Here is a 12,251-nt window from a genome sequence, read left to right as displayed (position 1 = left end):
ACTTTTATATTTTTTAATAAGATTAAAAAATATTTTTTAACATTATTAAAAAAATAATCAGGAAGCCAGTGCTTGCTGAATAACAGGCACTAGCAACTGGCGATTTTGTACGCATGCAATAAATTTTCCCTTTACATAGCTTAGTGATCCTTTACATGCGATGAACGTTTTATCAGCATATCTAACAACAATGGCAAATGTGCCATCGTTTAATTTCTTAATAACAAAACGAGCTTTCATTACATCGATATTCATAATAGAACATCTCCTTTCAGCATGATAAATTTCTCACAAAGCCTGCCGATAGGCAGCGAAAAAATCACCATTCTGGTTGAATCATCACTGCATTATCACTAAGGATTCCTCTATATTCGTCTGGTATTCTTCCTTGGCACCAGACATTAGATGAAGTAATTGTCTTGCCTTTATGTGGACCATCAGTGAATTGAAAAACGAATTTACGCCCACCAAAACCGGCAATAACCGAATCTTTAGGGGCAATTACATAGTGTATTCCTTTGCAACGGACGACAATTTCATCGTCCTCTGTAATGTCGCCATTTTCTTTCCAAGCTACTTTTTCATCCCAAAATTCTTTAAGAAATGATGCACTTAACATAAAGGATAGCCTCCTTAACAGTAGATATTAGGATTATCACAAGTGAATTGTATAACACAAATGAATTATCATGAGGGGAGAGAGAATGAAGAAGAAAGAGGGAGAAGAAAAAATAACTTGATTTAATAAAAAATACTGCCCCTCAAAAAAAGAGGAGCAGTTAAAGATTAATAAATCATACCATAGTATTCATCAACAATTTCAATGTTTTTACTATCTAGATATTCTTGATATTCACTTATTGTGTCAAAATAATGACCATACAGTTGTAAAGCTCGATCATTTGCACTTCTTGTATTTAACAAGGATTTAATAAAATAATCTTTATTATTATTGTAATTCGCTTCTTTCTCCATAGGATCCATAGTAGACCATATATTTTCAAGGACTTCTATCTTTTCTTCATGAGACATACTTTCAGGAGATGTAACCAATCTAAATGTTTTTTCATCTACCACATATAATTGTAAATCTCCCATTCCAGATAAATGAATCAAATATCGTTTTTCCATTTTCATAATCTCCTTTCAATTTATTTTATATTAATTTTAATTTACTAAGGATCGCCAGCAAGCGAATAAAAAAGTTTTCATATATAAACCTCCTTATAATCGATATACAATATTTTCACCAAGCTCGCCGATAGGCGAACAAAAATAAAAAAGAGAAGAATTTAAGTATTCTTCTCCATGCGCATTCCATATTCAATGCCAAGAAGAGCAAGATATATATTATCATAATTGTCAATATCAAATTCATATATAATTTCTCCTTGTTCATGATTTTCATCAAGAGGACGGTACCAACAAAGAGCCATACATGTAGCATTACTGTATGTTTGTTTTTTCAATTCAAGTCTTTGTCTACTAGGAGCAAGATATTTATTAATAGACCGAAGTTTATATTCAACTAAATTTTTGATATTAGAAATCATAAGATATCACCTCAAGCTAATTTATAAAGCATGCCGATAGGCATTATTTAAGTTTATACAAATAAACATCACGATTATATTTAACCGAAAGTTTTTCAATCATCTTATAAACAATATTCCAATCTCCACCGGCTAAACCGCAGCCAATACCATATGGCATACCAATCTTAATAGGGAAAGGAACAGGATATTCATCAAGAATACAAAACATAGAATCCATAGCAGAATATAAAGCTCGATAATTTGTTTTTACTCCAGAACGACCATAATCATATTGACCATAAAGATTAAAAATAATAATCGGTTTCTCTGGTATATACGCATATGATAATTTACCTAAGCGAACTTCGGGGGAGTAGGGGAATGATTTATCCGCTTCATAGGCTTGAGGATACATATTTTTTATTTGCTTAGCAATACCAGCCCCCATAGTAGAGAAACAATTACACTGATGAGCAATCACCGTACAATCACTTTTTAATAAATCTCCTTGTACGATATGAATCATATAATCACCTCTAAATAAATAAAATCATTAAGCAAACCGATAGGCAATAGTTTTTAAATTCATATCTTCTAATGAATCATATTATAATTCTTACGATTGATACGTTTTAACTTTTCTAGATTACGATATAACTCACGATTAATAGGACTCATACTTCTAATGAACTTATACTTTCGATATGTGTATTTAGTATAAGCCATGACAAATCGAACAGGAGAAATTATAAAATGGATCAAAGATAAGACAAGTCTGAATAACATTCTCATTAAGAAACAACTCCTTTCAAAAAATCAAAGTACACCGATAGAAAAACAAAAATGAGAGGAAAAAAGGGAGAAAGAAAGAGGAAAAATTAGTCTTCTGACACATGTTTAAACACTTCATAAAAATATAATTCTGTATTATCTCTATTAACTTCAACATAATAAATCTCGAATTCATCTTTAAATCCATAATCTGAATAATAAAATCCGTTGCCGGGAAAGTTTACAACTTCATTTAAAGGATACGAACCAGCAAAGTTAATTGAAAAATCATTGTTTAAGTCTAATTCATATCTTTCTAAAACAATATCTTTTTCAATATCAATATTTGCTAAGTTTGTATCTTTATTAACAAAATAGATCATGATAACATCCTCCTTAATAAAAAATAATCAAGTTAATATGGATTTTATGCCAACAAATCGTCTTTTTCAATAATATCTGTCAAAAGTTAGAATGTTCATTTCTTATCACAAAACACGCCGATAGGCGATCAGACAAGTTGCCATCCAGTAGAAGCAACTGTCTGAATAACACGCCCATCTGGAAGCACTCTTTTCTCACGTTTATCATTATGAAAAACAAATACACGGAGATAATTATATCTTGACAATTGTTTAATCATGTATGGAATAGGGGATGCGAACACAATCGTATCCGCATTTTGAGAAAGAAAAGCAATATGTTCTTGCATTTGTGCAAGTGTCCAACCATCAGCAGGAACTAAATATTCTTTATAGTATCCAAATCGTTCATGAAGCAATCTAATTTGCTCCTCAAAAAGAGAATGCTGCTCATTCTTGATAACAAATACTTTCACATGTAAAACCTCCTTGTAAATAAAAAAATACTCTGTAAGAAAAGAGAAGCCACCTAAACAGGCAGCTCCTCATCGTCAAAATCAATATTAACTATATCCCAATTGATATCACCACTATCTTTAAGCTCATTAACAGCATTAGAATCAAAAGTGATATCAATTGAGACAGGTTAAGTAACACAATTCTCCTGAACCATATTATTATCATCAATATCTGATTCAGGAGAATTATCACCCCTCTCAAGAAGGCAACTCATAAAACGAGCTTCTTCATGAGAAGGATGATTAGGATCTTCTAATGCCTTACGCACACACTCAAGGTGCACGTAAGTATCAAATTCATAATCAAAAGCCATATCTCCACTGACAGTATAACAGAACCAACAACCTCCGTCAGCAGGAGATATTTTTTTATTTAAATTATTATTTAATATAAGAAAATCAACTCCTTTGGAATAAGTTTTAAATTTGAAAAAAAGAAAAAGAAGAAAAAAAGGGGAAAGGAAGAGGTAGAAAAAGAGGAAAGTATATTCTACAAAGCACGCCGATAGGCGGTTAAAAATAAAAAAAGCTATCTAAAAAGATAGCTCATTCTCAATTAGTTATTATTTTAAAAAATAAGGCAAGTGATAAACACCTGCCTATACAATTAAATCATGTGGAAATTCAACTTCATCTATCTGCTTTACTAAAGAAGAAGGAAAATATTTATAAGATGCATTCACCACTCTAGAAAATTCAGAACCACATGAATAAACAGTTTCAACTAAATAGAAACGATGTGTATCATTTTGAAAAACAAACATATCTTTGCGACGATAGCCAATTTTACGACCATCGTCATCATGCAGTGCTTCATAATTCTCGTATTTATTTATTTTTCTAAGATTAAAAAGCACTTTCTCAAAAACAAATTTATCATTATCACATTCAACAACAATAGCATGAAAAGGATAATTATACTTCACAAAATAAAGAAGATCAGAATCAATACATTTTAAAGTCAATTTGTCTTCTCGAACAAAACGTAATACGAATTTGTCATTAAGAGAAGTAGGCAAATTGTATATAACACGATTAAACAAATTATTAACATTATCACGAATAATGTTAATCATTTTTCTTTTGTTCATTTTCATCATTCTTCTTGTCATAAAAAATCAACCTCCATAAGAAATATTTTTTCAGGATAAATAAACAATGAGGAAAAATATCAGGAAAAATATTGAGGAAAACTAGAGGAAAACATTCAGAGGAAAACAAAAGGAGAGGTAAAAAGAAGAAAAGAAAAAGAGGAATAAAGAAGAAACACTTTTTACTAAATACGCCTCTAGGCAACTAAATTAACCAAAAAGCTTTATTAAATAAAAAATAGAGCCAGTCATACTAGACCAGCTCTATTACTAAACCAAAATCCCAAGTATCTTCACGATCTATAATATCACCATCATAAAAATAATTCTCATTATCAATATAAGCACCGATAACATGAATTTTCGCACTATTGAGTTCAATTGTTTTAAAATACTTTGATTCACCACGATCAGATAAGGATTTATATTTTTCTAAAATATCATTTAATGTTTGACCATGATGAATCAATTCAAAAGAGTGAAATCTATCTTTATACTCTCTTGGCTTCTTACCTAAACAAATATAATATTTAATATCTTTACAAGAGAGTATAGCTTTATAAATTTGATTTGCTTGCTCACAAGTAATAATTCCATTCTCAACATAAGAACGGAAATCTTCACGGAACCACTCTTTCACCATTCCACGTGTAACAACAAACTTATTCACAGTAAGTGACATATTGATTCCTCCTTTATTGAAATAATGGGATTAACAAATGAAGAATGATGAGGGAAATATTGAGAGAAATATTGAGGGAAAATTAGTGGAAAATATTCAGAGGAATAAAAAGAGGGATATCTTTCACAAAGCACGCCGATAGGCGACTTCTAACTACTAGCCAAAATATAGTAAATGTCACAACTTTGTAACAAATCGTTCGTAAAAATAACGAACATAATATGACAATTTTGTGAACTTTTAAGGGGGGTGTAGATTTTCATAAGGTTTTCAACCTTTATATATATATTAGTGAGAGATACTTTTTTAAAACATCATCCATGTCACTAAACAACATGAAAACCAACCCAAAATGAAAAAAGAGCGTCAACTAAAAAATAGAATTATAGACGCTAATCTATAATCCTACACTTTATAGTAGATCCATGTAGAAAGCTATCACATGATAGAATCACCCAACAATAAGAATCACCAATAATCTTTCACTATTAGTGAAAACCACTTAACAATGTAACTTAAAAGGGGGATAGTATGCCCATTTTTAGGGCAACCTTATTTAGCGGGAAACAATAGGGAAATATCACTACAAAGCGGATGATATACACTCACATCTATATCACTACACATGCAACTAACCACTTATAGGCAAGTATATCACTACATATGTACAGCCTGCTACTTTAGGGGATGAGGCTAGGTTTTTTCTCAGTTTTAGGGGATACATGGCATATTAGGGGATATGTAGTGATCTGCAAAGCGTGCTGAAAGGCATGCGATATAGGCTATGCATGTGATATAGGCTTTGATATATAAGCTGTGCGATATAGGCTATGCATGTGTGAGAAAAGGTCCTACCCCGCCCACCGCCGGCGGTTGAACCACACATATGTGTTTTGCATAGTTTCCGTCAAAACATGTGGAATAGCTAACCACGTCCATGTACAAAGAACAGCAACATCGCATCATGAGTGATAAACCATTGTGTAAGCAAAAAAGGATGCTGAATAAACAAAGCGAACGAATAGACCATATACATGTATAGGGGATGAGCATAAGTGGATCAATCATGCACATGGACGTCACTTATAGATCACTGATTAGGGATGATGAATCATCAGTGACATCCACCGAAGGTGGAATAGGGGAGTGGCATACACGGAGAATAGGGGAAGCATAACAATGGTGGATGAACAACACAAATGGGATAGCCGAAGGCTTTAATGTCTACTTAGTCGGGAGCATGATCATCATGGATCACACTCCCTCAAAATAGACATCACATATGGACATATATGCAACAAATAAATATAATTATAGGTGAAAGCTCAAGTGGAGGAAAAGCTTTCACCATTTTACAATGCGAGAGCCTGCGATGTTGACTACATAACGGCCGGAAGTGTAGACAGCATCCAGGCTCACTTTTGCTATTGTCGAACCTAAGAAGAAATTCTCTACAATGTTTTGGAATAATACCGCTACTGGATCATATTTACCGGTAGCTGGATTAAAGACGCATACATAATAGTTGTATACGCCTTTATCATTTCTACGGCGTGTAATCACCACACCATGTTCCTTAGTGGCTGCAATCATTTGAGCCACTTGTTCTTTTGTTAGGTGTGGTGCTACATACGCTTGTAAAACAAACTTATCTGCAAGCACAGTTGGTTCTGTATTAGCAGCAGTAGAAGATTCTAATTCTACTGCTTTTTGAATGGCTTTGAGTACAAAGTCACCCATCACTTTCCATGCAAAAGAAAGTGAAGGTTTGCTTGTACGATTAGCGGAGTATGTTACTAGATAAGCAACATACCCGATTGTAACATCATCATATTTTTCGATGACATCAGAGGATTTCACTGCATGAAGTGTTTCGTCCTCTAATGCATCGAATTGTTGTTTTCTTGCTTTTTCAAGAGCTTCCATGCGTTGTTCAAAGACATCATGTGGAAGCTCTTCTTTGAGTAAATCTTCTTTTTGTTGTTTATAGGAATCTAAGATTGCTTTCTTTCTGATATTGTAATCTGTCATAATAGGTTTTAAGACGGATGTTAATTCTTCAACCGCTTCTGGTTGAACAAAGCGGCCAAGTGGTGATAAGAAAGCAACTAGATTATGTTTTTCGATTTCTTTTTGAATTTGTTTAAATTCAGCTTTAAATGCAGACCACCATTCCATCATGTTGACGAAATGTTGATCCAACACGGATAAAACTTTAGGAAGCTTATGTTTAACTTCTTCATACATAGCTTCCATTTCCTCTATAGTTTGTGTTTTACGCATTACACGGAACCATAGAGGCTTAATCCATACACGTCTACCAGTTTTCTTGTTTGCTACATAAGAGCATATTTCTGGTAGGCATGTTTCATCTAAGACGAATGCTAATTGTTCAGCAAGATGGGATTCGTATGCACCGCCGTGTTTTGCACGGTCAATTTCCCAACCTTGTGCATAACGAATCCAATCAATTTTGTGTTGGAAGTCATGAACAAGTTGATAATAGAAGTTGCGTTTTGCTGGATGTAATGGAGTGCCATCTACATCCATGCCTTTACGGATGCAATATACTAGCTGACGTTTCTTATCAGCAAGCACAGTAGCTGCATCCGTTAAATAACCAATTTTGTTTTGTTGAAGCGTGCGTAATACCCACTTTTTCTCTATTTCATGAATGCGTTCGATGAGTTCGTCATTGTATTCTTCTGGCTTAAACTTAATGACAAACTCATCTCCACCAGCACCTGGCCATGGGCAACCATCTTTGAATACATACTCACCTTTTTCATTAACAACGAAATAGCGGTCTAAAATAGCTGGTTTGTCCATGTTGTGAACAGATTCAACAATGATCGGTTCGAATACTACAAAGCTTGTATCACCATCAGTGTCAGCTCCACCTTGACGAACTAATGCAAAGTCATGGCAGCTGACAATGACTACGTTAGAATAGAATCCTTCTTTCAAAGCGGCCGCATAATAATCATCATGTACAGCTTCTACAGCAGCCGCTTCACCTTGAGTGACAGCTGGGTTGCGAAGTAATGCTACTTTGCCTTCATAGCATACTTCATGGTCAAGTTCTTCGTTGTGTACAGCCACAACTACTTGACCTGGACGCAAACCAACGTGTTCAGGAACAATAATATCACCATCTTCATCACGTTGATTTGCTTTCAATGCTTCCAAGATCGCTTTTGGATCTTGAATTAAATATTTATAGTGACCTTCCACTGGAATTTGACCAGTCATCCAGCGGCGGATCATAATGCTGATAAAGCGGAATGCAAGCCCTTTGATATAAGCATCGTTAAGTGCGATGCCTTTTGAATAGAATAGGGCTTTTGTTAAAGTAGTAGTGAGTGCTTTATCGAGTTCTTCCGCTTCTGTTTCATCCATGTCGGCAATGTCATCATCGATATGAGCCATGCCAACATATTTCTTGAGTAATTCTGGATCATTCATCATTTGTTTCACTAAGTCTAAATGTTTCTTAACAATGTTCCACATATCTTCAGCAGATAAGTTCAAAATATGCACAAATTGATAAGGGAACATTGTGTATTGTTTCATTGTTCTAGCAGTTGGATTAATTCTTGCTACACGAATTTCTAATGCATGGCCAGCTTTTAAGAATTCTTCAAGATTACCTTTGATAGAAGACTTGAATACTATGAAATCTTCTTCATAGTATTTATGCAAGTCAGGTACTGCAACAAACATTCCTTTGATAATGTTACCAGTTCTGTGTTGGAAAGCAGCACCGAATTTACCGGTTTCTTGACCAATAATGTGAGCTACTCTTGGTGACACAAAGCAAGTACCATCACCAACAATTAACTTTTGAGGAAACTTAGAAGCATCTAATTCAACTAATTTCTTGTTATCTTTGTCTACGACAACGAATTTGCCATTCTTCACATAAGCATATACATCATTAACTACACGAAGCTTGAATGGCGTTTTACCGTAAACAACTATATCTCCATTAGCTTCTTTACGAATTTTGTTGCCAAATACGAAGCTAAAGAGAGGGAATGTGTTCGTAGCAGACAAACCTTTACGTTTGTCTGGTTTAGTTACATCAAGTGTGTATACGCCATCTTTTAATTTGGCATATACGATTGGTTCAACGCCAAGTTTTCTTAGGAAACTTGCAATGGTGTACTTGCCATCGTTTAGAATGAACATAGCTTTCAATGTACGAGCTTGTGCGTTAGAACGTAATGCATAAACAAAGTGTTTTTCTACACCGTTTTCTCTGATGTATAAACCTTTTGCAAATAGCTGTTTTAAGAATTCTTCGTTTTCCTCATTGTTTTCTGGCAAGTCTACCACCATGATTCTAGTGGAGACATTCAGCGATAAACCTTCTACTGAATAAGTTTCAAGGCCTGTTTCTTCTAACAGGTCGGAAACCGAAGTACGCATATAACCAGATCCAACGGAATAATCAGTAATGTCGTTGAATCTTTCAGTTGCAATAAACTTGCCGTTTTCGAATACTAATTCACGTGCATTTACTTTACGTACAACAACTTGCGCCTTCTTATCCGGTTTGAATTTACGTGGCACATAATATTGATTCAAGAAGTCGTCCACAATAACAGACAATTTACCATTGCGTTCTTTCACGATGCGTAATGCATTACGTGCAGAGCGGCCTTTCTTAACAATGTTTAATGCTTCTTCAGCTAGAACTGGATCAAAGTTGTTTAATGCTTTGATAAATTGTCCCATCGTTTTGATGAATTCTCTCTCCATAGCACGTTTTTGTTGACGAGTCATTTTTACATCAGCTCCTTCTACAGTAGTTTGATTGTTGTTGATATTTGCATTATTGTTCATAGTAACAACCTCCTCAGTAGTTTTTTGTTCGTTTGTGTTTGCAGGTTGATTATTAGCCATTGTTACATCTACCTCCATGTTTGTGTTTTGATTTTCATAAACAATAGCACCATTTTTATCCATACCAACAACACCCTCCATGATAAGTGATTCTAGAAGTTCAGCTTTGTTCATTTTTGAACGACCACGAATACCTAACACTTTTGCAACTGCATACAATTCTTTAACATTCATGTCTTTAATGTGTTTCATAATATCGACTCCCTTTCTTTTTTATTTTTGATAAATAAAAATTCTCGTTCCAAAAAAGGAACGAGCATACACAATGCCATAATCAGTGTTATCCTCAATACCGAATGCTGCAACATGCATATCCAACCATTCTTCACAAAAATCTTCTGGGAATATGTAGTTTTCAAGTGGAGCTTCTTGTTCTAAAAGTTCTCTTAATGTGAGCATATAAATCCTCCTTTTATTTTTCTTTTTGATTTTATATAATAAAAATCGCAAGCATGCTCACACATGCTTGCGGTAGAGGGAAAGGATCTGATCGAAGAACTCCTTGTCGCACTCAGCTTCGATCAGATCCACTAAGTCATAAGGATCAGGGCCAATAAATGATTCAAAATACATGACTAGAACTGGCTCCTTAAAATCATGTCTTCTATTGCCATACCGGAGCTGCACATGAATCGTGCAACCCGGAATGACAAAGGAATCAAGATATTTGACTTTGTTTTTAACAGGCTTCATCGTGACATCCACACGAATGCCACAAATAAAAAAGTCAGTACCTTCTTTTTGGTCCTGACTTTCTGTAGCACGTAAGTAATCTTCACCGTATAAGTGTTTTAGCAAGTATCCCATGCTATCTTCAAAAGCCTTTCCGATTGGCTGTGTGCCATACAGTAAGATGTTCATTATTTCACCCCCGTGAATTCGATAAGTAATTGTTCTTCTCCACCTTTAATGGCATAAATGCGATAAATCTTGCGGCCACGTTCATCGTAGCCATAGAACACAGAATAGATATATCCTTTTTCCTCACAATAGCCAAGATATTCCCCGTTACGAATGATTGCTTGAACAGACATAACACATCTCCTTTTCTATAGTTTTTTGTATTGTGTTTCATTGTTTTGAAAGGTTGTAATAGCCCCCATAACCCTATATAGAAGGGGATATAGGGGGGATATAGGGGGAAAAGGGGAAACATCCATGCTGAGTGGCATCTCTTTTGAAGCATGGACGACCTGTGTTTTGACTTGTTGACGCACAAGTGGCACACAGATCAAGCCAATGCGAGCCATTCTTTACATGCATCTCTTATGGCCATCCAAGATACATGTCCACCCAACACTGCATACTTGCCATAGTAGGTTGTGTGGACTATCCACCTATGGCAAGGGCTTGCTTATGAATGGCTTCATTGCATCGTCATCATGCTCCACCATCCATAGCTCACCGATTCCTCTTATGCCAAGAGGAGAATCAATCCGAAAATCCATGCATAGACAACGAGATCAAGAACAGTAGGAACAATCCAAGTAAGCAAACCAGCACCGATGATTGCATAGCACCATGTATCAAATGCATCAAACGTAAAGTCTAAAACTGAAAACTTGTAATTGACGTTTTCAAGTGATGCTTTCACATAAGTTTTAGTGTGTTTGTAACCAGTAATTGTAAGAGCAGACGCAATAGTAGCTGCCCACAAGCTTGGCATGACAACACCCCATGCAATGGATACACCAGTGGCAATTGCAATGTTTTTGCAAAGCTTTACAGCTGCTTGTTTAGTTTTGCTGTCAAAGATGCTGTCAAAGATTCGATTCACGAAGCTTTTGACAGTTTCAGCCTTTTTCAAAACGAAGGATTTTACTTTTTCATAGGCAGATTTAACTTTTGTCCAGAATGTTGATCCTTTATCGATGATCACTTCGTACACTCCTTCCTTGTTCATTTTTGTTTCAAGTACGATGTTTTTGTTCATAGTAATTCCTCCTCCTTAGTTTTGGTTGTGTTGTGGTAGGGGGTGGGGCGCCGAACGCCGCCACCAAAAGTCCCCATAAAAGGTACTACCCCTCGCAAATTTTTTTATAAAATTTTCCCCTATATAGGGCGTTTCCCTAGGTTTGATATGCTATAATAAACGTGTGTAACACATTACAAAATGGGGGATTGGATGATGGAAAAACAAACGGTGTTTGCCAATGAGTTATCACAGTTATTGGAGCAAAAATATAAAGAGTTAAAAGAGATTGAAAAAGCATTAGTAGAGAAGCAAAAAGAGATTCGAGAATTGAAGAAAAAATGCACTCATTCGTATACTCCATGGCGTGTAAGAACAGTGGATGTAGAAACCGGAGTGTGTCGTATTTGTCAGCAAAAAGTAGAGTGGTGATATAGAAGTGGAATTAGTAGAGGCATATTGGAAATATGAT

The 12,251-nt window shown here is 35.1% G+C and carries 16 protein-coding genes; 1 reads left to right on the top strand and 15 read right to left on the bottom strand.

Annotation, left to right across the window (positions count from 1 at the left end; translation table 11 throughout):
• Positions 1-57: 57 nt before the first annotated feature.
• From B9L23_RS07995 to B9L23_RS07925, 15 genes are all read right to left on the bottom strand, one after another.
• Positions 58-255 carry a hypothetical protein gene (locus tag B9L23_RS07995; protein WP_089097254.1) on the bottom strand — a complete coding sequence of 66 codons (198 nt, stop codon included), beginning with the start codon at positions 253-255 and terminating at the stop codon, positions 58-60.
• 64 nt (positions 256-319) lie between these two features.
• Positions 320-619 carry a hypothetical protein gene (locus tag B9L23_RS07990; protein ID WP_089097253.1) on the bottom strand — a complete coding sequence of 100 codons (300 nt, stop codon included), beginning with the start codon at positions 617-619 and terminating at the stop codon, positions 320-322.
• A gap of 167 nt (positions 620-786) precedes the next feature.
• Positions 787-1,131, bottom strand: a complete 345-nt coding sequence (locus B9L23_RS07985; protein ID WP_089097252.1) for a hypothetical protein — start codon at positions 1,129-1,131, stop codon at positions 787-789.
• A 161-nt stretch (positions 1,132-1,292) separates the two neighbouring features.
• Positions 1,293-1,553 carry a hypothetical protein gene (locus B9L23_RS07980; RefSeq protein WP_089097251.1) on the bottom strand — a complete coding sequence of 87 codons (261 nt, stop codon included), beginning with the start codon at positions 1,551-1,553 and terminating at the stop codon, positions 1,293-1,295.
• Between the two features lie 43 nt (positions 1,554-1,596).
• Positions 1,597-2,061: a macro domain-containing protein gene (locus tag B9L23_RS07975; RefSeq protein ID WP_089097250.1), complete on the bottom strand. Its 465-nt coding sequence runs from the start codon at positions 2,059-2,061 to the stop codon at positions 1,597-1,599.
• A gap of 352 nt (positions 2,062-2,413) precedes the next feature.
• Complete coding sequence (locus tag B9L23_RS07970; protein ID WP_089097249.1) at positions 2,414-2,689, bottom strand: hypothetical protein; 276 nt, start codon at positions 2,687-2,689, stop codon at positions 2,414-2,416.
• Positions 2,690-2,817: 128 nt separating this feature from the next.
• Complete coding sequence (locus B9L23_RS07965; RefSeq protein WP_089097248.1) at positions 2,818-3,144, bottom strand: hypothetical protein; 327 nt, start codon at positions 3,142-3,144, stop codon at positions 2,818-2,820.
• A 170-nt stretch (positions 3,145-3,314) separates the two neighbouring features.
• The gene (locus B9L23_RS07960) at positions 3,315-3,500 is read right to left on the bottom strand and encodes a hypothetical protein (protein WP_089097247.1); all 186 of its coding nucleotides are present in this window, start codon (positions 3,498-3,500) and stop codon (positions 3,315-3,317) included.
• A gap of 285 nt (positions 3,501-3,785) precedes the next feature.
• Positions 3,786-4,298, bottom strand: a complete 513-nt coding sequence (locus tag B9L23_RS07955) for a hypothetical protein (RefSeq protein ID WP_089097246.1) — start codon at positions 4,296-4,298, stop codon at positions 3,786-3,788.
• A gap of 232 nt (positions 4,299-4,530) precedes the next feature.
• On the bottom strand, positions 4,531-4,959 hold the full coding sequence (locus B9L23_RS07950; RefSeq protein WP_089097245.1) for a hypothetical protein: 429 nt from the start codon (positions 4,957-4,959) through the stop codon (positions 4,531-4,533).
• A gap of 1,344 nt (positions 4,960-6,303) precedes the next feature.
• Positions 6,304-10,059 carry a Rho termination factor N-terminal domain-containing protein gene (locus B9L23_RS07945; RefSeq protein ID WP_089097494.1) on the bottom strand — a complete coding sequence of 1,252 codons (3,756 nt, stop codon included), beginning with the start codon at positions 10,057-10,059 and terminating at the stop codon, positions 6,304-6,306.
• Between the two features lie 21 nt (positions 10,060-10,080).
• Complete coding sequence (locus tag B9L23_RS07940) at positions 10,081-10,266, bottom strand: hypothetical protein (protein WP_089097244.1); 186 nt, start codon at positions 10,264-10,266, stop codon at positions 10,081-10,083.
• Positions 10,267-10,323: 57 nt separating this feature from the next.
• Positions 10,324-10,728, bottom strand: a complete 405-nt coding sequence (locus B9L23_RS07935) for a hypothetical protein (protein ID WP_089097243.1) — start codon at positions 10,726-10,728, stop codon at positions 10,324-10,326.
• Positions 10,728-10,901, bottom strand: coding sequence for a hypothetical protein (locus B9L23_RS20385; protein ID WP_169712532.1), 174 nt, complete (start codon positions 10,899-10,901; stop codon positions 10,728-10,730). The genes B9L23_RS07935 and B9L23_RS20385 overlap by 1 nt, the downstream gene beginning before the upstream one ends.
• Positions 10,902-11,281: 380 nt before the next feature.
• On the bottom strand, positions 11,282-11,800 hold the full coding sequence (locus B9L23_RS07925) for a hypothetical protein (protein ID WP_089097241.1): 519 nt from the start codon (positions 11,798-11,800) through the stop codon (positions 11,282-11,284).
• Positions 11,801-11,995: 195 nt separating this feature from the next.
• Here B9L23_RS07925 and B9L23_RS07920 point away from each other — a divergent pair, with 195 nt between their 5' ends.
• Positions 11,996-12,211: a hypothetical protein gene (locus B9L23_RS07920; protein ID WP_089097240.1), complete on the top strand. Its 216-nt coding sequence runs from the start codon at positions 11,996-11,998 to the stop codon at positions 12,209-12,211.
• Positions 12,212-12,251 lie beyond the last annotated feature (40 nt).

It is taken from the genome of Parageobacillus galactosidasius (genome assembly GCF_002217735.1).
Classification (GTDB): Bacteria; Bacillota; Bacilli; order Bacillales; family Anoxybacillaceae; genus Parageobacillus_B; species Parageobacillus_B toebii.
Note: the sequence above shows the minus strand (reverse complement) of the source record. Positions and strands in the feature narration are given on the sequence as shown.

Bases quoted from the DNA above. Each gene is read 5' to 3' on its own strand.
- B9L23_RS07920 (WP_089097240.1), top strand. From the start codon at position 11,996: ATGGAAAAACAAACGGTGTTTGCCAATGAGTTATCACAGTTATTGGAG.
- B9L23_RS07980 (WP_089097251.1), bottom strand. From the start codon at position 1,553: ATGATTTCTAATATCAAAAATTTAGTTGAATATAAACTTCGGTCTATT.
- B9L23_RS07925 (WP_089097241.1), bottom strand. From the start codon at position 11,800: ATGAACAAAAACATCGTACTTGAAACAAAAATGAACAAGGAAGGAGTG.
- B9L23_RS07995 (WP_089097254.1), bottom strand. From the start codon at position 255: ATGAATATCGATGTAATGAAAGCTCGTTTTGTTATTAAGAAATTAAAC.
- B9L23_RS07945 (WP_089097494.1), bottom strand. From the start codon at position 10,059: ATGAAACACATTAAAGACATGAATGTTAAAGAATTGTATGCAGTTGCA.
- B9L23_RS07950 (WP_089097245.1), bottom strand. From the start codon at position 4,959: ATGTCACTTACTGTGAATAAGTTTGTTGTTACACGTGGAATGGTGAAA.
- B9L23_RS20385 (WP_169712532.1), bottom strand. From the start codon at position 10,901: ATGTCTGTTCAAGCAATCATTCGTAACGGGGAATATCTTGGCTATTGT.
- B9L23_RS07990 (WP_089097253.1), bottom strand. From the start codon at position 619: ATGTTAAGTGCATCATTTCTTAAAGAATTTTGGGATGAAAAAGTAGCT.
- B9L23_RS07935 (WP_089097243.1), bottom strand. From the start codon at position 10,728: ATGAACATCTTACTGTATGGCACACAGCCAATCGGAAAGGCTTTTGAA.
- B9L23_RS07955 (WP_089097246.1), bottom strand. From the start codon at position 4,298: ATGACAAGAAGAATGATGAAAATGAACAAAAGAAAAATGATTAACATT.
- B9L23_RS07940 (WP_089097244.1), bottom strand. From the start codon at position 10,266: ATGCTCACATTAAGAGAACTTTTAGAACAAGAAGCTCCACTTGAAAAC.
- B9L23_RS07970 (WP_089097249.1), bottom strand. From the start codon at position 2,689: ATGATCTATTTTGTTAATAAAGATACAAACTTAGCAAATATTGATATT.
- B9L23_RS07985 (WP_089097252.1), bottom strand. From the start codon at position 1,131: ATGGAAAAACGATATTTGATTCATTTATCTGGAATGGGAGATTTACAA.
- B9L23_RS07975 (WP_089097250.1), bottom strand. From the start codon at position 2,061: ATGATTCATATCGTACAAGGAGATTTATTAAAAAGTGATTGTACGGTG.
- B9L23_RS07960 (WP_089097247.1), bottom strand. From the start codon at position 3,500: ATGGCTTTTGATTATGAATTTGATACTTACGTGCACCTTGAGTGTGTG.